The organism is Mycobacterium sp. 1245801.1 (assembly GCF_001673055.1).
Taxonomy (GTDB): domain Bacteria; phylum Actinomycetota; class Actinomycetes; order Mycobacteriales; family Mycobacteriaceae; genus Mycobacterium; species Mycobacterium europaeum_A.
This window is the reverse complement of sequence record NZ_LZKY01000010.1, coordinates 1-18,714: the sequence shown is the minus strand read 5'-3', so window position 1 is coordinate 18,714 and position 18,714 is coordinate 1. Positions and strand designations below refer to the sequence as shown.

General features: G+C 66.9%; 18 protein-coding genes and 2 pseudogenes. 12 read left to right on the top strand and 8 right to left on the bottom strand.

Annotated features, from left to right (window positions below; genetic code table 11):
- From A5622_RS00720 to A5622_RS00710, 3 genes are all read left to right on the top strand, one after another.
- Positions 1-1,071, top strand: a 1,071-nt coding sequence (locus A5622_RS00720; protein ID WP_066876041.1) for a dihydrodipicolinate reductase, incomplete at its 5' end; no start/stop codon positions are given.
- Between the two features lie 23 nt (positions 1,072-1,094).
- Entirely contained in the window at positions 1,095-2,300 is a 1,206-nt protein-coding gene (locus tag A5622_RS00715) for a MalY/PatB family protein (protein WP_066876039.1), read from the top strand.
- Between the two features lie 108 nt (positions 2,301-2,408).
- Positions 2,409-3,314, top strand: coding sequence for a haloalkane dehalogenase (locus A5622_RS00710; protein WP_066876037.1), 906 nt, complete (start codon positions 2,409-2,411; stop codon positions 3,312-3,314).
- Between the two features lie 293 nt (positions 3,315-3,607).
- On the opposite strand, the gene A5622_RS00705 is transcribed toward A5622_RS00710, so the two are convergent.
- Together A5622_RS00705 and A5622_RS00700 are read right to left on the bottom strand one after the other, a co-directional pair.
- Positions 3,608-4,033, bottom strand: coding sequence for an SRPBCC family protein (locus A5622_RS00705; RefSeq protein ID WP_066871372.1), 426 nt, complete (start codon positions 4,031-4,033; stop codon positions 3,608-3,610).
- On the bottom strand, positions 4,030-4,980 hold the full coding sequence (locus A5622_RS00700; protein WP_066876033.1) for an NAD-dependent epimerase/dehydratase family protein: 951 nt from the start codon (positions 4,978-4,980) through the stop codon (positions 4,030-4,032). The genes A5622_RS00705 and A5622_RS00700 overlap by 4 nt, the downstream gene beginning before the upstream one ends.
- Positions 4,981-5,051: 71 nt before the next feature.
- Between A5622_RS00700 and A5622_RS00695 the strand changes: the two genes are divergently transcribed.
- Entirely contained in the window at positions 5,052-6,047 is a 996-nt protein-coding gene (locus A5622_RS00695; RefSeq protein WP_082994499.1) for a GlxA family transcriptional regulator, read from the top strand.
- Positions 6,048-6,078: 31 nt separating this feature from the next.
- Here A5622_RS00695 and A5622_RS00690 read toward each other — a convergent pair whose 3' ends face one another.
- A complete protein-coding gene (locus tag A5622_RS00690; RefSeq protein WP_066876031.1) occupies positions 6,079-6,807 on the bottom strand; it encodes a 3'(2'),5'-bisphosphate nucleotidase CysQ in 729 nt (242 codons plus the stop codon).
- Between the two features lie 106 nt (positions 6,808-6,913).
- Between A5622_RS00690 and A5622_RS00685 the strand changes: the two genes are divergently transcribed.
- The gene (locus A5622_RS00685; RefSeq protein WP_369827512.1) at positions 6,914-7,543 is read left to right on the top strand and encodes a hypothetical protein; all 630 of its coding nucleotides are present in this window, start codon (positions 6,914-6,916) and stop codon (positions 7,541-7,543) included.
- A gap of 66 nt (positions 7,544-7,609) precedes the next feature.
- On the opposite strand, the gene A5622_RS00680 is transcribed toward A5622_RS00685, so the two are convergent.
- Positions 7,610-8,785, bottom strand: coding sequence for a thiolase family protein (locus tag A5622_RS00680; RefSeq protein ID WP_066871363.1), 1,176 nt, complete (start codon positions 8,783-8,785; stop codon positions 7,610-7,612).
- 147 nt (positions 8,786-8,932) lie between these two features.
- Between A5622_RS00680 and A5622_RS00675 the strand changes: the two genes are divergently transcribed.
- The 3 genes from A5622_RS00675 to A5622_RS00665 all read left to right on the top strand — a co-directional run bounded on the left by A5622_RS00675 (position 8,933) and on the right by A5622_RS00665 (position 11,475).
- The gene (locus tag A5622_RS00675; RefSeq protein ID WP_066876029.1) at positions 8,933-10,075 is read left to right on the top strand and encodes an NDMA-dependent alcohol dehydrogenase; all 1,143 of its coding nucleotides are present in this window, start codon (positions 8,933-8,935) and stop codon (positions 10,073-10,075) included.
- 29 nt (positions 10,076-10,104) lie between these two features.
- A complete protein-coding gene (locus A5622_RS00670; protein WP_066876027.1) occupies positions 10,105-10,497 on the top strand; it encodes a hypothetical protein in 393 nt (130 codons plus the stop codon).
- Positions 10,498-10,578: 81 nt separating this feature from the next.
- The gene (locus A5622_RS00665; protein ID WP_066876024.1) at positions 10,579-11,475 is read left to right on the top strand and encodes a DMT family transporter; all 897 of its coding nucleotides are present in this window, start codon (positions 10,579-10,581) and stop codon (positions 11,473-11,475) included.
- Here the strand turns inward: A5622_RS00665 and A5622_RS00660 are convergent.
- Positions 11,424-11,846, bottom strand: a complete 423-nt coding sequence (locus A5622_RS00660) for a VOC family protein (protein ID WP_066876022.1) — start codon at positions 11,844-11,846, stop codon at positions 11,424-11,426. The two genes, A5622_RS00665 and A5622_RS00660, sit on opposite strands and share 52 nt — an antisense overlap.
- A gap of 127 nt (positions 11,847-11,973) precedes the next feature.
- Here A5622_RS00660 and A5622_RS00655 point away from each other — a divergent pair, with 127 nt between their 5' ends.
- The 3 genes from A5622_RS00655 to A5622_RS00645 all read left to right on the top strand — a co-directional run bounded on the left by A5622_RS00655 (position 11,974) and on the right by A5622_RS00645 (position 15,956).
- Positions 11,974-12,726, top strand: coding sequence for a sensor domain-containing protein (locus A5622_RS00655; protein ID WP_066876044.1), 753 nt, complete (start codon positions 11,974-11,976; stop codon positions 12,724-12,726).
- A gap of 219 nt (positions 12,727-12,945) precedes the next feature.
- Complete coding sequence (locus A5622_RS00650) at positions 12,946-14,280, top strand: magnesium transporter MgtE N-terminal domain-containing protein (RefSeq protein WP_066876020.1); 1,335 nt, start codon at positions 12,946-12,948, stop codon at positions 14,278-14,280.
- Between the two features lie 80 nt (positions 14,281-14,360).
- Positions 14,361-15,956 carry an NRAMP family divalent metal transporter gene (locus A5622_RS00645; protein ID WP_156752787.1) on the top strand — a complete coding sequence of 532 codons (1,596 nt, stop codon included), beginning with the start codon at positions 14,361-14,363 and terminating at the stop codon, positions 15,954-15,956.
- Here A5622_RS00645 and A5622_RS00640 read toward each other — a convergent pair.
- The 3 genes and pseudogenes from A5622_RS00640 to htpG all read right to left on the bottom strand — a co-directional run.
- On the bottom strand, positions 15,931-16,968 hold the full coding sequence (locus A5622_RS00640) for a TIGR03617 family F420-dependent LLM class oxidoreductase (protein ID WP_066876014.1): 1,038 nt from the start codon (positions 16,966-16,968) through the stop codon (positions 15,931-15,933). The genes A5622_RS00645 and A5622_RS00640 overlap by 26 nt on opposite strands.
- A gap of 64 nt (positions 16,969-17,032) precedes the next feature.
- Positions 17,033-17,248 (bottom strand): hypothetical protein, encoded by a 216-nt coding sequence (locus tag A5622_RS00635; RefSeq protein ID WP_066871339.1) that lies wholly within the window; start codon positions 17,246-17,248, stop codon positions 17,033-17,035.
- 84 nt (positions 17,249-17,332) lie between these two features.
- Positions 17,333-18,490 (bottom strand): annotated as a pseudogene (gene htpG / locus A5622_RS00630) (molecular chaperone HtpG); the annotation flags it as partial.
- Between htpG and A5622_RS00625 the strand changes: the two are divergent.
- Positions 18,483-18,714: pseudogene (locus A5622_RS00625) on the top strand (molecular chaperone HtpG); the annotation flags it as partial. The pseudogenes htpG and A5622_RS00625 overlap by 8 nt on opposite strands.

Below are 18,714 nucleotides of genomic sequence, written 5' to 3'. Positions count from 1 at the left end.
CCGACGGGGGGAGTCGGGTCGAACGCGATCGATGCCATCCGGCGCCGCCCCGACCTGAAACTGGTTGGCGTGTGGGTGCACTCGGAGGACAAGGTCGGCAAGGATGCCGGTGAACTGGCCGGCGGTGAGCCGATCGGGCTGAGGGCCACCAACGACGCCGACGCGCTGATCGCGGCCAAACCCGACTGCGTCATCTATGCGGCCAGCGGGCCGGAGCGCGACGCGTTGGCCATCCCCGATTACGTCAAGCTGCTCGAAGCCGGGATCAACGTCGTGACCACGAGTACCACGCGGTTGGTCAACCCGCATGCCTACGAGCCCGCCGAATGGCGCGACCAGCTGGTCGCCGCGGCCAAGCAGGGCCAGGTGTCGCTGTACGCGTCGGGAATCGAGCCGGGTTTCGCCGCTGACTATCTGCCGCTGGTGCTGTCCACGCAGTCGTCGACGATCGACAAGATCCACTCCTTCGAGATCGGCCTGTACGACGACTACGGGGTGCCCGACATCATGAGCGACGCGCTGGGTTTCGGCCGCCCGCTCGACTACCAGCCCTGGATCGGCTACCCCGGCGCCATCGCGGGCGAATGGCAGGGGCAGATCCGCCTGATCGCCGACGCGTTGGAGGTCGAGGTGCAGGAAGTCCGCGAGGGTTTCGATCGCGCGGTCACCGACCGGACGCTGGAGGTGGCGATGGGCACGGTCGAGGCCGGGACCTGCGGCGCGCTGCGGATGCAGGCGATCGGCGTGGTCGACGGCCGGGAGGCCATCGTCATCGAGCACGTGACCCGGCTGGCGCACGACGTCGCCCCCGAGTGGCCCAAAGGGATTGGCGATCTGTCCTATCGCGTGATGATTTCCGGCGATCCGGACATCGACTGCACGCTGGCGGCGACGCTGAAAGATCCCGCGAAGGCGGGCATCGGTGGGATGACGTCCGGGGCGGGCGCCATGGTCGCCACCGCGATGCGCGTCGTCAACGCCGTGCCGTATGTCGTTGCCGCCCAACCGGGATTGCTCAGTTCGGTGGACCTGCCGTTGACGATCCCGCAAAAAGCGTTTGTCGGCGGGTAGGTCACGCCGGTTACTCTGCGGGCGTGACGGTTAATCCGCTCGAGGAACTCACCCTGGCCCAGCTGCGGCTGCGCACCAGCATGAAATGGCGCGCGCATCCCGCCGACGTCCTGCCGCTGTGGGTCGCCGAGATGGACGTGAAATTGGCGCCGACGGTAGCGCAGGCGCTACGCGAGGCCATCGACGGCGGCGACACCGGATATCCCTGCGGCACCGCGCTGGCCGAAGCGGTCAGCGAATTCGCGGCGCGGCATTGGCAGTGGAACGATCTCGACGTGAGCCGCACAGCGCTGGTTCCCGACGTCATGCTCGGTGTCGTCGAGGTGTTGCGCCTGCTGACCGATCGCGGCGACGCGGTCGTCGTCAACCCGCCGGTCTACGCGCCGTTCTACGCTTTCGTCACCCACGACGGCCGTCAGGTGATCGAGGCGCCGCTGCGCGATGGGCGAATTGACTTGGGCGCCTTGGAGAATGCCTTTGTTCGGGCCCGTGCGGGGGCTCCCAGCGACGCGAAGGTCGCCTATCTGTTGTGCAATCCCCACAACCCGACCGGATCGGTACACACCGCCGACGAACTGCGCGGGGTCGCCGAGCTCGCCCGGCGGTTCGGCGTGCGGGTGGTGTCCGACGAGATCCACGCGCCCGTCATCCTGCCCGGATCGCGCTTCACGCCCTTTCTCACCGTCCCCGGCGCCGAGAACGCCTTCGCTTTGACCTCGGCGTCGAAGGCTTGGAATCTGTCCGGTTTGAAAGCGGCCCTGGCCATCGCCGGACCGGAGGCGGCCGCCGACCTGGACAGGATGCCCGAGGAGGTCAGCCACGGGCCCAGCCATCTCGGCGTCATCGCCCACGCCGAGGCATTTCGCAGCGGCGCCGACTGGCTCGACGCGACGCTGCGGGGCCTCGACGAGAACCGGACATTGCTGGGCGAGCTGGTCGCCGAACACCTTCCCGGAGTGAAATACCAATGGCCGCAAGGCACCTACCTCGCGTGGCTGGATTGCCGGGAACTCGGTTTCGTCGAGGAGGCCGCCGACGGCCTTGCGGTGGTCGCCGACCTGTCCGGGCCCGCCCGCTGGTTCCTCGATCACGCGCGGGTAGCGCTCAGTTCCGGCCACGTGTTCGGAACCGGCGGAAACGGACACGTGCGATTGAACTTCGCCACCTCGCAAGTCATTCTGCGCGAGGCCCTGTCGCGCATGGGCCGGGCCTTGGCCGACGCGCGCTAGGCAATGGCGTTGTAGCCCTTTGGGCTCACCTCAATGAATCTGCTACTAGACGAACTCGCGCCGGCGAGAGAGGCTAGCAGAGGTGCCGGTTCACCGGAGGAGCTGAATATGCATGTGCTGCGAACCCCGGACTCCCGATTCGAAAACCTGGAGGACTACCCGTTCGTTGGGCACTACCTGGACGTAACCGCAAGTGACACTCGCCCGCTGCGCATGCACTACCTCGACGAGGGGACGATCGAAGGGCCGCCGATCGTGCTTTTGCACGGCGAGCCCACGTGGAGCTACCTCTACCGCACGATGATCCCTCCCCTGACCGACGCCGGGAACCGTGTGCTGGCACCCGATCTGATCGGTTTCGGCCGTTCGGACAAGCCCAGCCGGGTCGAGGACTACACCTACCAGCGGCACGTCGAATGGGTGACCTCCTGGTTCGAGCACCTCAACCTCAGGGACGTCACGTTGTTCGTGCAGGACTGGGGATCGTTGATCGGGCTGCGCATCGCCGCCGAGCAGTCCGACCGCATCGGGCGGCTGGTGGTGGCCAACGGTTTCCTGCCCACGGCGCAACGGCGCACCCCGCCCGCCTTCTATGCCTGGCGCGCCTTCGCCCGCTACTCCCCCGTGCTGCCCGCGGGCCGCATCGTCAGCGCCGGAACCGTTCGCCGGGTGCCGTCGAAGGTCCGCGCCGGGTACGACGCGCCCTTCCCCGACAAGTCGTATCAGGCCGGGGCGCGGGCGTTCCCTCGGCTGGTCCCCACCTCGCCCACCGATCCGGCGATCCCGGCCAACAGGAAGGCCTGGGATGCCCTCGGCCGCTGGGAAAAGCCGTTCCTCGCCATCTTCGGGGCCCGCGATCCGATCCTCGGGCGGGCGGACAGCGCACTGATCAAGCACATTCCCGGGGCCGCGGGCCAGCCACACGCCCGCATCGACGCCAGCCACTTCATCCAGGAGGACCGCGGGCCCGAACTGGCCGAACGCATCCAGTCTTGGCAGCAGGCCTGGCGCTGAAGCCGCCAGACCATGACCTTCGACAACCCACGGGTCGGATGGCGCTCGACGTGATCCGATCATGTCCATCTCAACCACTTTCAAGTCTTCGCGCAACAACAGACCCCCCGGCGCTTCGATCATGGTTGGAAGGACACCATCGACGTTGCACCGGCTGAAGCGGTGGAAGTGATCGTGCGGTTCACCGACTATCGCGGAACGTATCTGTCCATTGCCACACCTCGAGCACGAGGACATGGCGATGATGGCCGACTTCGTCACGGTCTGAGTGGGTCCCGTGCGGGCAGACCGTGTCAGCTCCCAAACCGGCCGCGCATCAATGCCATTCCCTCGCTGTAGACCGAGCGCACCGCCGCTGCGGCATCGGATTCGTTGGCACCGACGGGGATGAAGGAGCCCACCCAACTCAGCGCGCACCTGTTCTCGCCGAGCGGATGCAAGGTGATGGTTGCCCGGTAATCGGCCACGGGAAACGGTCCGGTCATAATCATGGAGTAACGGGTTCGCCATTGCTCCTCGTCGATCTCGTCGAGCCGTTCGACCATGCACTCGCCATCGACCGTGACGGTGCGAAGCATCCCGATACCGGCCCCGCGGGTCCTGACCGTGCCGTCACGCGAGGCGACCAGCATCTCGACGAATCCGCCGAAATCGGCGACTAGCCTCCACACCTGGTGCACCGACGCACCCAGTTCGCAGCATTCGTGGACTTGCGTCATGATCGCGTTCCGCGAGCTGTCGCGATAGGGCCGCGCCCGTGGGAAAGGCCGTCATGCAGGATCTCGTCAAGCGCAGTCGGGGTCAGGCCGAACGTGTGCGCAGTCTCCGAGGAATCCATCACGAACGGCTTTTGGAGCTGATACTGCATCTCGGGCAACTCGCGGACCACTTTGGAGCCCAACGCCGCCGCAGCCAGCAACCAGCCCGGCATGCGGCGGAGCTTGGGTGCGCCGACTCGAGCGCAGTCGGCCAATACCGTCGCCAACTGGCGCGGCGACACCGCGGGGTTGGTCGGAACGTGCCACGGTCGTCCCCAACTACGCTCGTCGGCGCCCGCAGCGACCAGAGCGCGCGCGGCATCGACGGTTCCGGTCCAGCTGTGTGGCGCATCGAGATCGGCCGGGAATAGTGCTGTTTTGCCGGCAAGCACCTTGGGCGCGACCATGATCGTGAACACCGAGATGGCGCCACGGCCGATGAAATCGCTGGCGCGGACCTCGGTTGCGCGGACCCGGCCGGCGTCATGCGCGGCCTTTGCCTGCATCCAGACTTCTGCGCGCAGTTCGCCTTTTATCGAGTTCGGTTTCAGCGGCGAGTGTTCGGTGATCGAGCCGGTCACGGGGCCGTAGCCGTACAGATTGCCCAACATCACGTAATCCGCCCCAGCCGCGATCGCGGCGTTGAGCATGCCGGAAGCGAGGGCGGGAAGGCGCGTGCGCCACAGGTGATACGGCGGGGCGGCGCAGTTGTAGAGGGTAGTGACCCCCTTGAGCGCACCCACCAACTCGTCGGTTTTCGACGCATCAACCGCGATCCGCCGGATCTGCGGATGGCTCGGACCGCTGCCGCGCCGGGTGATCAGCCGTACCTCATGGCCAGAGTCGGCGAGCAGCTCAGCGGTCGCTACACCCGCACCACCGGCTCCGACAACAACTTTCACGGACATGTTTCTCCTTCAGGGCATTGAAGTCCCACTATTCGTGCGGCCGGCTACACTGCGCTAGTGGCATAAATGCCATGCTTAGGGAGGTTCTGGCCATTCATCACATTGCGGTGGTCGCCGTCCCGCCGGTCGGTGCGTTCGAGCTATCGATCCCCGACCTGCTGTTCGGCGGCGTGCAGATCGATGGCCGCGAAGCTTACGCAGTCCGCGCCTGCACACCGGTGCCCGGACCGTTGGCCACGCGAGGTGGGTTCGACGTAATCGTCACCGGCTCACTGGAGGTGATCGGCGGCGCCGATACCGTTCTCGTTACCGGTACCGGCGCCCGCGACGAGGTCGCACCCGAACTGGTTTCGGTGTTGCAGGAGGCCGCAAGTCGCGGTGCGCGGATCGCGTCGATCTGCACCGGCGCGTTCGTCCTGGCTGCTGCGGGCTTGCTGGACGGGCGGTGCGCGACGACGCACTGGCGTTACGCCGCGGAGTTGGCGCAACGCTATCCACACGTGCAAGTCCGACCCGAAGTGCTGTTCGTCGAAGACGGGCCCGTCGTAACGTCGGCCGGATTGGCCGCCGGAATCGACCTATGCCTGCACCTCATTCGCACCGATCACGGTGCGGCAGTTGCAAATACGATCGCGCGCCTGGCCGTTGTTGCACCTGTGCGCCCCGGCGGGCAAGCGCAGTTCGTCGCCGCGGCGGTCCCTACGGCGGCCCCTGCCAGCTTGAGTCAGACCCGGGCTTGGGCCCTGACAAAGATTCAGGACAAGCTCACACTCGCCGATTTGGCTGATCACGCAAAGGTCAGTATTCGCACGCTTAATCGACGCTTCCGGGATGAAACTGGACTCAGCCCACTGCAATGGCTGCTGCAGCTGCGGATCGACCGCGCACGTGAACTCTTGGAGACTACCGATCTGCCGGTCGGGGTCATCGCCCACCGCAGCGGGCTCGGTTCCATTGATTCGCTACGCGACCATTTCATTCGCAAGACCGGTCTGACCCCAAGCGCCTATCGTGCTGCTTTCACCCACTCCCCCAAGCAAACAGGTAACGTCACGTCGCCAAAGTGACCGACTAAAGCGCATTTCCCAACGTCGACGCTCAACGGGTAACCGCGAGCACCGCTTCCGCGAGTTCGGCCCGGCAGACCACCAGATCCGGCAACTTCGGATCGGGTTGGTTGTAGGCCAGGGCGGAGCCGTCGATGCGAGAGGTGTGCAATCCGGCGGCCCGTGCCACCGCCACCGGCGCGGCGGAGTCCCATTCGAACTGGCCGCCGGCGTGCACGTACACATCGGAGAGCCCTTGCACTATCGAAGCGACTTTGGCTCCCGCGGAGCCCATTTCCACCAGCACCCCGTCCAGCGCATCCTTCACGTTCAGGGCGATGGCGGGAGGGCGGGTGCGCGACACCACGATGCGCGGCTTGCCCGGTACGGCGGGAGGCGAGGCGACGTCGGGAGTCGCCAGCGTGATGCCTTGCGCCGGCAGCGCCACGGCGCCGGCGACCAACTCACCGGCCTCCCAGAGCGCGACGTGCACGGCCCAGTCGTCGCGTCCCAGCTCGGAGAATTCCCGGGTGCCGTCCAGCGGATCGACGATCCAGACCCGGTCCGAGCGCAATCGCACCGGGTCATCGGCGCCCTCTTCGGAGAGCACGGCGTCACCGGGCCGCTCCGCGGTGAGCGCTTCCATCAGAAAATCGTGGGATCGCTTGTCCCCCGCGGCTTTCCGTTCAGCGGCTTCCGCGTGCGCGAATTCGTCTCGAACGCCGAGCAACAACCGACCGGCCTCGGTGGCCAACCGTGCGGCCAGATCATGGTCATTCATCGGCAACCCCGCGGAATCCTCAATATCTTGGTAGCGATGACCAACTTTACCCTGTCAGACGCGAAAACGGGCAGCAGCCCACCGGCAAAGTTTCACCCGTAATCTAATGAGCGTGAGCGGCAACGCCAACGTCCCATTATCGAGGCGGTTGCGGCACACCTCGCGGGGGCGACTGATCGGGGCCGGGATTGTCGCGGCCGCGGTGCTGGTCGGGGTCCTCGCCGTGGTGGGCGTGCAGCTGAGCCAGGGCCATCAGAGCGCGACGGCGCCCAGCACCCAGCCGCCGCCAGCGCCGGAGAGCTTCGCCATCCCGGGGTGCTATAACCCGTCCGTCCCCCCGGTCGCGCGTCCGAAGAAGCTCAACGTTCTGGGCTGCGCCAGTGTGGCCGTTGCGCTGCAGGACATGTCGTGGACGTCCTGGGGACCGCAGGGCGCCGACGGGACCGGCACGGCGGTGTTCAAGCTCTGCGACCCGAATTGCGCAACGGGGTCTCAGCTGACCGAACCGGTCGTCGTGCACGCATGGAATCCGCAGCCGCCGCGCCGCGAGGCGATCTGCCAGTCCGGATTGGAGATTTACGCCGACATGATCCTGGCTTTCCCCAAGGGCGTTCCACCACCGACCGTGCAGAAGATGAACACCCAGTACAACGGCGAGCCGGCCGTGCACTTCGCCAATTACTCGAGCGGCGACACGCGCGGGACCCAATTCATCGGCTACACGTTCTGCAATTAGCCGCTGAGGGCTCAGATCGATGGCGGCGACCCGCATCGCCCAGCTTCGCTGACCTCGCGATCGCCGCTAGACCTCGATGACGACCGCGCCGCCCTGGCCGCCGCCGGCGCACATCGCCGCGACGCCGATGCCGCCGCCGCGGCGGGCCAGCTCGTAGGCCAACGTGGTCACCATGCGCGCACCCGAGGCCGCGATCGGGTGGCCGAGGCTGCAGCCGCTACCGGAGAAGTTCACCTTCTCCTCGTCGAGGCCGTATTCGCGGCAGGCCGCGATCGGGACGGAAGCGAACGCCTCGTTGATCTCCCACAGGGCGACGTCGCCCGGCGACAGGCCGGCCCGCTGCAGCGCCTTCCCGATGACCTTCACCGCACCCAGGCCGCAGTCCCGGGGTGCCACGCCCGCGGCGGCCCAGGCCTTGACGGTGCCCATCACGTTGAGCTTGTTGGCTTTGGCGTAGTCGCTGTCGACGAGCGCGACCGCGGCCGCGGCGTCGTTGGTGCCGCTGCTGTTGCCCGCCGTGATCGAGAAACCCTCGATCTCGGGGTGCAGCACCTTCAGGCCGGCGAGCTTCTCGATGGTGGTGTCGCGGCGCGGGTGCTCGTCGACGGCGAACTCGGTGACCGAGCCATCGAACTGGGTGATCTTCAGCGGCAGGATCTCGTCGGCGAACTTGCCGGCGTCCTGGGCGGCAACGGCGCGCTGATGCGAGCGGGCCGCCCAGGCGTCCATCTCCTCGCGCGTGATGCCGACCGCCTGCGCGGTGTTCCAGCCGACCGTGATGGACATGTCCTTGGCGGGCGCGTCGGGCGTCTCCACGTGCGTAGGAGGCATCCAGCGCTCCTCGAACTTCAGCTCGGGGCCGGGGATCCGCCAGTTGGTCAGCGGCGTCATCGACAGCGACTGCACCCCGCCGGCGATGAGCGCCCGTTCCATGCCCGAGCCGATCTGCGCCGCGGCGTTGCCGATGGCGGTAAGGCTGCCCGCGCAGTGCCGGTTGACCGATTGCCCGGGAACGTGGTCTAGGCCCGTCGCGGTCGCCGCGTAACGGGCGAGATCGCCACCGCCGTAATGGGATTCGGCGAAGATGATGTCGTCGATGTCGGCGGGATCGACGCCCGATCTGCGGACCACCTCGGGCAGCACGGCGGTGATCAGTGTCTCGGGCGGGGTGTTGACCAGCGTCCCCTTGAACGATCGGCCGATAGCGGTCCGGACGGCTCCGACAATGACGGGTGTTCCCATGTTCTCAACCTCGTTGTTGTGGGCGGTCAGACGCCGCGAATCGTATCAAATACTGTATAGACAATAGTAATGGTCTAAGTTCAGTGGGCCGGGCTCGTGTGACGGCGCTAACAATTAAGCGGTTCGGGTAAAAACGGAGGCCAACCGTTGAAGACCAAAGGTGCGCTGGTCTGGGAACTGAACGAGCCATGGTCGGTCGAAGAGATCGAAATCGGCGATCCCCGCCGCGGCGAGGTGACCGTCCAGTTGGAGACGGCCGGTCTGTGCCACTCCGACCACCATTTGATGACGGGCGACTTCCCGATCCCGAGCTATCCGGTGCTCGGGGGCCACGAGGGCGCCGGCATCATCACCGGGATCGGCGAGGGCGTCGAACACCTGGCCGTGGGCGACCACGTCGTCATGTCGTTCATCCCGTCGTGTGGGAAGTGCACGCCATGCCAGACCGGACTGCGCAACCTCTGTGACCTCGGCATGGGCCTGCTGTCGGGACAGTCGGTCTCCGACGGATCGTTTCGTGTCACAGTGGCAAGAGGCCACCAAGTCGTCCCAGTCATCCCGATGTCGTTGCTGGGCACCTTCGCGCCGTATGTGGTGGTGCACCAGACGTCGGTGGTCAAGATCGATCCGACGATCCCGTTCGACGTAGCCTGCCTGGTGGGCTGCGGGGTGACCACGGGCTACGGCTCGGCGGTGCGCAGCGCGGCGGTCTCGCCGGGCGAGGACGTCGCGGTCATCGGCATCGGCGGCGTCGGCGTCGCCGCGCTGCAGGGCGCCCGCATCGCCGGGGCCCGGCGCATATTCGCCGTCGACCCTTACGAGTGGAAGCGCGAACAGGCGCTCAAGTTCGGGGCCACCGCGGCGTTCGCGGACGTGGGTAGCGCCGCGGCCTGCATCGCCGAGGCCACGCGAGGCCTGATGTGCCACAAGGTGATCGTCACCGTGGGCCACGTGGAGGGCAAAGACGTCGAGTCGTGGATGGGGCTGACGGCCAAGGGTGGGGTGTGCTGCCTCACCGGCATGGCCAGCGTGCTGGCCAACGATGTCACGCTCAACCTCGCCGGACTCTCGCTGCTGCAGAAAAGCTTGCAGGGCAGCATCTTTGGTGGCGGAAACCCGCAGTACGACATCCCCGCGATTCTCGAGCTCTATAAACTGGGGCAGCTCAATCTCGACGACATGGTGACGCGGGAATACACCCTCGAGCAGATCAACGACGGCTATCGCGACATGCTCGAGGGCCGCAACATCCGTGGCGTCATCCGCTTCACCGACGCCGACCGCGCGTAAGCCACCGCCGCTATGGGCACAATGGCTCCATGACAACCCTCCCCCACGCCGGCCGCGACGCCACCCAGCAACTCGCCTACCGCGTCGCGGCGATGCTGCTCGGCATCGGCACCCTGCACTTCGTCGCGCCCAAACCCTTCGACTCCATCATTCCGGTCGAGCTGCCGGGTAGCCCGCGGCTCTATACCTACGCGTCGGGTGTGGCCGAGCTGGCGATCGGGGCGCTGCTGGTGCCGCGGAGCACCCGGCGGTCCGCAGCGCTGGCCGCCGTGGCGTTGTTCGTCGGGGTCTTTCCGGGCAACATCAACATGTGCCGGCTGTGGTGGGGCAAGCCGTGGCCGATGCGCCTGGTCGCCCTGGCCCGGCTGCCGATGCAGATTCCGATGATCACCACCGCGCTCAAGATCCGGCGCAACAGCTGACGCACCGCGTAGGCCAGCCCTGCATGCGGATTTGATTGTGCGACAAGTGGGATGGCCCGCCATAGTGGTTAGGAGGCCGGCGTGAGCAAGACGGGCATCGCGGCATTGCTCGCGGTCGCGGCCGCCCTGATGGTCGGCGCCGGGGATGTCGTCCAGCAGCGCTCCGCACAGCAAGTCACCGACAAACCGGTCGGCACCGTCGCCCTGTTTCGCCGGCTGCTGCGCGACAGGCAGTGGTGGACGGGCAGCCTGGTGGCCGCGGCCGGGTTCGGCTTCCAGGCCGCCGCCCTGGGCCTGGGTTCGGTGGTGCTGGTGCAGGCGCTGTTGGTGACCTCGCTGTTGTTCGCGTTGCTCATCAGCGCACGGGTGGCACATCGCCGAATCACACGGCGGCAAGGGATTTGGGCGGTTCTGCTCGCCGCCGCTGTCGCGGTGGTGGTGACGGTCGGCGACCCTCAGCAGGGCACCCCGCGCGGGTCGGTTCACACGTGGAGCGTCGTGGCGTTGGTCATGGGTCCGGCGCTGGCCCTGTGCGTAATCGGCGCGCGCGTGTTCCCGGGTTCGGTCGGGGCACTGTTGCTGGGCCTGATGTCCGGCTCACTGTGGGGGCTGTTTTCGGTGTTGACCAAGGGCGTGGTCGACCAGCTCGACCGCGGTATCCCGGCGCTGTTGCGGACGCCCGAGTTGTACGTGTGGGTGGTGCTGGCGATCGCCGCGACCGCTTGGGAGCAGTCGGCGTTTCGGGCCGGCCCGCTCACCGCGTCGCTGCCGGCGGTCACCGTCGCCGAGCCGATCGTCGGATCGGCGCTGGGTGTCACCGTGCTGGGTGAGACGTTGCGCACCAACGACGTCGGCTGGGTGGCCTTGGGTCTATCGGTTGCGCTGATGGGGGCAGCGACGGTGGCGCTGGCCCACAGCCAGGCCAGCTACACCCCGTCGCCTGACGAAACGCCCTCTCGCGCAACAGAATCAGCCTGAGGTCGGCTCAGGGGTGAACCGACCCGGTGGGCGGTGCCGTCGGGATCGACGTAGGCGAATTCGCGCAGGCCGTACGGTGTGTCCTGCGGGGCGATCAGGCGACCGCCGAGGTTCTCCAGTGCCGCCCACTGGGCGTAGAGGGCATCGGCGTCGCTGACGTAGAAGTACACGCTGGCGGCGGTGCGCAAGGGGTCGTGCTCGGCCCACTCGGTCAGGTGGATCGACACCGACCCGCGATCGGCGAATCCGTATTGGTCCGGGCCCTTGTACGCGCGGGCGTCGAAACCGAGCCGGCGGTACCGGTCGAGCGCGACGTCCAGGTCTCGGACGGGGACGATTGGCGATACCGAGGTGAATTCGACTGCGGACATTCAGCGAACATAGCCTCTGACGCCGACTTCGCGCGCAACGGCCGTCGCTGCCGTAAGAGCCTGCACGCGAGCGCATATGCGGCAAATCCACATGCGACGCCGCCCCGCTGTCGTAGGCTCCATGCGCATGAGGAGCCAGCTGACCGCTGCAGTTGCCATTGCCGCCGCCGCAATACTGATCGCCGGGTGCGGTGGCGACAACGCCGGAGGCGCCGCTTCGTCGTCGACCACCAGCACGACGGCTGCGCCGAAGACTCCCCTGGCGCAGGCCGGACTGCCCGACCTGATGCTCTCGCCGAACGATATCGGTACCGTGCTGGGCGTCACCGGGACGACGAGCGACCCACCGGTCACCAAGTTGGTGGAAGACCCGGTGCAGCGCTCGGACTACACATTTCCCGCCGAATGCCGATACAGCACTCACGCGGCGTTGGCGTCGGTCTACGCCGACAGCGGAAGCACCGCGGTGTACGGCTACCACGACCAGGCGCCGGCTCCCGCGGGGGCCGATCAGCTGGAAAGCCCTGACGTATACCAATTTGTGGTGCTGTTTGCGTCGCCCGAGCAGGCGAGCGCGTTCTTCACGACGTCGACTCAGCGCTGGCCCGCCTGCGCCAACCGCCAGGACACCGTTCCGGCCGCGGACGGTAAGCCGGAACTTCAGTGGAAGGTGGGCCAGGTGTCCAACGCCAACGGAGTGTTGAGCGCTCCGGTGACCATCACCATCTCCTCGAACGGCAACAGCGTGACCATGCCCTGCCAGCGGGCGCTGACCGTTCGCAACAACGTCGTCATCGACGTCGATGCGTGCCGCAAGGACGTCGGGGACGCGGGCGTCAGCATCGCCAATCAAATCGCGGGAAAAGTCGACAAGCAATAGCCGCCAGTAAGGGTCGCCGAATCCGAATGGCCTTCTGCTGTTTACCTATTGGCGGTAGTAGCCCGCGATAACGAGGGCGTACGCTCTGGCGGCCGAGTCGGTCACCCGATGATGCTTGCGCGCCAGTGATCCGATCTGAAGCCGTACATGGCACCGCACTACGTAGTTTCCGAGGTAGGTTGTCCGCGGGTTAGGTCGTACCGCCTTGAGGAGGGATACGTGGGCACATCGGAAAAGGCATCCAAGCCACGCGCCGGGCAGCCAGTCATCCACCTCTCTCAGCTGTTGCGCGCCCCCGTGCTGGCCCGCTCCGGGGAAACGGTGGGCCGGGTCGAGGACGTGATCGTGCGGCTGCGGGGAGCCGAGGAGTATCCGCTGGTGGCGGGGATCGTGGCCGGGGTCGGCGGGCGCCGCGTCTTCATCGGTGACAAATCCATCGACGCATACTCCACGGATCGAGTTCTGTTGACCAAGAACAAGGTTGACCTTCGCGGGTTCGAACGCCGCGAGGGTGAGGTGCTGTTGCGCACCGATGTGTTGGGCCACCGGCTGATCGACGTGGCCACCGTCGAGTTGGTGCGTGCCTACGACATCGAGCTGGAGCAGGCCGGCCAGGGCTGGATGGTCACCCGCCTGGACACCCGCCGTCCGCCGCGGTTGTTCGGGCTGATCAAGCACTCGGGCGGGCACGCGTCTCGCGATTGGAAGGCGTTCGAGCCGCTGATCGGCCACGCACGCTCGGATGCCGTGCGGCGACTGTCGGACCGGTTCGGCGACCTCAAGGCCGCCGAGATCGCCGATCTTCTCGAAGAAGCGGACAAGGCCGAGGGCGGCGAGATCCTCGATCGGGTGCACAGCGACCCGGAGCTGGAGGCAGACGTCTTCGAGGAGCTGGATCCGGAAAAGGCCAGTCGGCTGCTCGACGGCATGCCGGACAACGAGGTCGCCGCGCTGCTGGGCCGGATGCGCGCCGACGATGCCGCCGACGCGATCGCCGACCTGCGCCAGTCGCGGCGCCGGCGTGTGCTCGAGTTGATGCCCGGCCCGCAGCGCACCAAGGTCATCACGCTGATGGGGTTCAACCCCGAAAGCGCGGGCGGGCTGATGAATGTCGACTCGGTGACCTGTTCGGCCACCGCCACCGCGGGCGAGGCGTTGGCGTTGATCGCCGCGTCACGCAGCATCCAACCGGAAGCGCTCATCAAGGTGCATGTGCTCGATGAGGACAAACGACTCGACGGTGTCGTCTCGGTCATCAACCTGTTGCAGGTCGATCCCGCCGAATCCCTTGCGGCCCTGATGGATTCCGATCCGGTGCGGGTCGACGCCGACGCCGACCTGACCGACATCGCGCTGCTGATGGCGGATTTCAATCTCTACTCCATCCCCGTAGTCGACGAGCAGGATCGGCTGCTCGGGGTGGTGACCGTTGACGACGTGCTGGAGGCGACCATCCCCGAAGACTGGCGCCGCCGCGAGCCCGCGCCGCGCCCGATCCGCGAGACCACCGCCGACGACCGTGACACGCCGCCGAGGGGAGGAAGCGCGCAGTGAGCTCCGGCGAACAGGACGCCACCCGGGCCGACGCGCAGGCAGCGCAACGCCCCGAGCCCGCGCATGCCCGGCGCACCGCGGTGCTGGACAGCGCGCATCTGGGTGACATCGAGGGGGCGTTCGGGCGCATCAGCGTGGGGGAAACCGAGCACGCCCGCACCTGGAAAACGCGGCTGCTGACCCTGCTCGCGATCGTCGGGCCCGGAATCATCGTGATGGTCGGCGACAACGACGCGGGCGGGGTGGCCACCTACGCCCAGGCCGGCCAGAACTACGGCTACTCACTGCTGTGGGTATTGCTGCTGCTGATCCCCGTGCTCATCGTCAACCAGGAAATGGTGGTCCGGCTCGGCGCGGTCACCGGGGTCGGGCACGCCCGGCTGATCAACGAACGCTTCGGCCGCGGCTGGGGCTGGTTTTCCGTCGGCGACCTGTTCTTGCTCAACTTCCTGACGATCGTCACGGAGTTCATCGGCGTCAGCCTGGCCGCCGAGTACATCGGCGTCTCCAAATACATTGTGGTCCCGATCTCGGCGGTGGCGTTGGTGGCGATCATGGCCAGCGGCAGCTTCCGTCGATGGGAACGGGCCATGTTCATTTTCATCGCGGTCACGCTGCTGCAGATCCCGATGCTGCTGATGTCACATCCGCAGTGGGGACACGCGGCGAAGTCGTTTGTCGTGCCCGGCATTGCGGGCGGAATCAGCTCGGATGCCGTGCTGCTGATCATCGCCATCGTCGGCACCACCGTGGCGCCGTGGCAGTTGTTCTTTCAGCAGTCCAACGTCGTCGACAAGCGCATCACGCCCCGGTTCATGGGCTACGAACGCGCGGACACCGTGCTGGGCGCCTTCGTGGTGGTGGTCGGCGCCGCCGCGTTGATGATGACCGGCGAGTGGGCGGCCCGCTCTACCAACACCTTTGGCGGCTTCACCGACGCCGGTGTGACGGCGCATCTGCTGGGAGAGCACCGCCCGGGCCTCGGGTCGATCTTTGCCATCGTGCTGATGGACGCCTCGATCATCGGGGCCGCCGCGGTGACCCTGGCCACCAGCTATGCCTTCGGGGACGTGTTCGGGCTGAAGCACTCGCTGCACCGCGGCTTCGCCGATGCCAAGCAGTTCTACCTGTCCTATACCGCGATGGTGGTCCTGGCCGCGGCCATCGTGCTGATTCCGGGCGCCCCGCTCGGGTTGATCACCACCGCCGTCCAGGCCCTCGCGGGCTTGCTGCTGCCCAGCGCCAGCGTGTTTCTGCTGTTGTTGTGCAATGACCGAGAAGTGTTGGGGCCGTGGGTCAATCGCGCTTGGCTGAACTGGGTCGCCGGGCTGATCGTCGGCGTTCTGCTGCTGTTGTCCGGAATCCTGATGGCCACCACGCTGTTTCCCGGCCTCGATGTCGTCGCCGTCGCGGGCTATCTGACCCTTGGGCTGGTCATCCTCGCGGCGGCCGCGGCACCGGTGCTGCGCTGGCTGGCCCGTCGTCAGCCCGCACGGCCCCGGCCACAACTTCCGGGCCGCGGCGTCGATCGCAACACCTGGCGCATGCCGCCGCTGGCCCTGCTCGAACCTGTCACCTGGTCCCCCGGAACCCGGCTCGCGATGATCGCCCTGCGGGCCTATCTGGTCGTCGGGGCGTTGCTTCTGGTGGTCAAAGCGATCCAGCTCGGTCGCTGACCGCTTGGATCCGGCGGGCCACCTCGCCGTAGCGCTCGAAGCGCTCCTGGTCAGCGACGGAGTTGTACATCACCAATCGCGTTGCGGTTCCTGCGTACTTCGCCGTCAACGCGTCGGCCAACCCGTCCCAGGTCGACTCGGTGGCGAAGACAGCGATGTGATCATCGCTGACCTGGGCCGCCATGCCGGCGAAGTCGCCGGCCTTCTGCTTTTCCCGGATCCGGGCGGTCGTGCAATCGAAACCCGCCTCGTCCCAGATGAATGCGTAGTTGGGCGTGCTCCCGTAGAAGGCCATGCTGGCACGCACGACTTCGCGCTGCCGGTCCCGCTCCTCGTCGGTATCCCCGACGATCGTCATGACGGGCACGATGATCGCGATGTCCGACGGCGAACGGCCCGCTTTCTGCGCGCCTTCGCCGACCGTCGGCAGAACGTGGCGGGCCAGGTAACCCGGTTCGCCGATCGGGTGGACGTGCACCCCGTCGGCCACTTCTCCCGCCATCCGCAGCATCCACGGATTGACCGCTGCGATATCGACTTTGGGGTCGGGAGCGTCGATGGGCCCCGGGCTCCACTGCGGGGTGATGAAGTCGAGATCGTAGAAGTCGCCGTGGTGGTCGAGCGTCCCGGAACGAAACGCCTTGAAACACGCCTTGACGGCCAGCAGGTAGTCGCGCAGCCGGGGCCCGGGCCGTTCGAAGGCGGTGCCATAGCGCCGCACCACGTGGGTGCGCACCTGCGTTCCGAGGCCCAGCCGGAACCGTCCCTTGGTGGCTTCCTGCAGTTCCCAGGCCGCGGCGGCGGTCACGAAGGGACTGCGCGGGAAGGCCACCGCGACGCCCGTCGACAACTCCAGGTCCGGCGCGGCCTGCGACGCCACGGCGGCGTTCAGGTACGCGGTGCGGCCCGTCTCGGTGAACAACAAACCGGAGAACCCGACGGCTTGGGTCCGCCGGGCGAGCTCACCGATTTGGCCGAGCGGCTGGGGAATCGTCATCGCGTCGACGTGCATGGGGGGAGCGTACGTCGCGCCGCGGGCCGCCCCGCGCGGGCTCGTCAGCCTCGGCCGCGCGGGGTCAGCGTTTCGTCGGCCGCCGGCTCACCGGGGCGGTGAACCCTTCGGTGTCGTCGAAGAATGCCCATTGCCCGTCGTCGTTGACCTCCATGCGCCAACCCAGCTCGGTGTCGCCGCCCACGGAGCCGACGAACCAGGCGTGCGCGGCCTCCGCGTCGGCAAAGTTCTTCGTCGCGACGACCCGGCCACGCGGGTCGATGACGCGAAACTCGGGCATGGGATCTAAGTATCCCTGCCAGGCGGTTTTCAATCCCGGAAATCGCCTATTCGGCCCGGCACGCTGGGGCCGGCCGGCGCGGGGCTACAGCGTGCGGGCCAGCCGGTTGGCGAGGATCTCGGCAAACCTCGCCGGATCGTCGAGCGCACCACCCTCGGCGAGAAGTGCTGTGCCATAGAGCAATTCCGCGGTCTCCGCCACCGAGGGGTCGTCGCTGCGGTCCTGGTGCGCTTGGCGCAGGCCGGTGACGAGGGGGTGGTTGGCATTGAGTTCGAGGATCCGCTTGCCCACCGGAATGTCCTGTCCGGACGCGCGGTAGATGCGCGCGAGCGCCGGTGTGATCCCGAAGGCGTCGGTGATCAGGCAGGCCGGCGAGTCCGTCAGTCGGTTCGACAGCCGAACTTCCTTGACGTGGTCGGACAGCGTGTCCTTGAGCCAGGTCAGCAGGTCGGCGAACTCCTTTTGCTGCTCTTCGCGCTCGGCCTCGCTCTGCTCGCCGTCGGAGCTGAGGTCCACCTCGCCCTTGGCGATCGACTGCAGCGGCTTGCCGTCGAATTCGGTCACGGTTCCCACCCAGACCTCGTCGACCGGGTCGGTGAGCAGGAGCACCTCGTAGCCCTTGGCCTTGAACGCCTCGAGGTGCGGCGACTTCAGGATCTGCTGGCGCGACTCCCCCGTGGCGTAGAAGATCTGCGTCTGGCCGTCCTTCATGCGCTCCACGTACTGGGCGAGCGTGGTGGCTTCCTCTTCGCTGTGCGTCGAGGCGAATGAGGAGACCTGCAGCAGCGTCTCCTGGTTGTCGAAGTCCGACAGCAGGCCCTCCTTGACGACCCTGCCGAATTGGGTCCAGAAGGTGCGGTAGTCATCGGGGCGCTCGGACTGCAGATCCTTGATCGTGGCGAGGACCTTCTTGGTCAGTCGGCGCCGGATGGCCTTGATCTGCCGATCCTGTTGCAGGATTTCGCGGGACACGTTCAGCGACATGTCCTGGGCGTCAACGACACCCTTGACGAAGCGCAGGTACTCGGGCATGAGCTCGTCGCAGTCGCCCATGATGAACACCCGCTTGACGTAGAGCTGGATCCCGGTCTGGGCGTCGCGGTTGAACAGGTCGAACGGGGCGTGCGACGGGATGAACAGCAATGCCTGGTACTCGAAGGTGCCTTCGGCGCGCATCGCGATGACCTCGAGCGGGTCGTCCCAGGCGTGCGCGATGTGCTTGTAGAACTCCTTGTACTCCGACTTCATCGCCTGGCCCATCCGCATGCAGGTCGAGCGGCGAGAACCGGCCGGCGAGGAGGGCGGCGAGGAGACCGTCACCATCGAGACCGAAACCCTCAACTCGATGAAGGCCCTGTGGGCCAGGCCCAAAGAAGAGGTCTCCGAAGAGGAGTACAAGGAGTTCTACAAGCACATCGCGCACGCCTGGGACGACCCGCTCGAGGTCATCGCGATGCGCGCCGAAG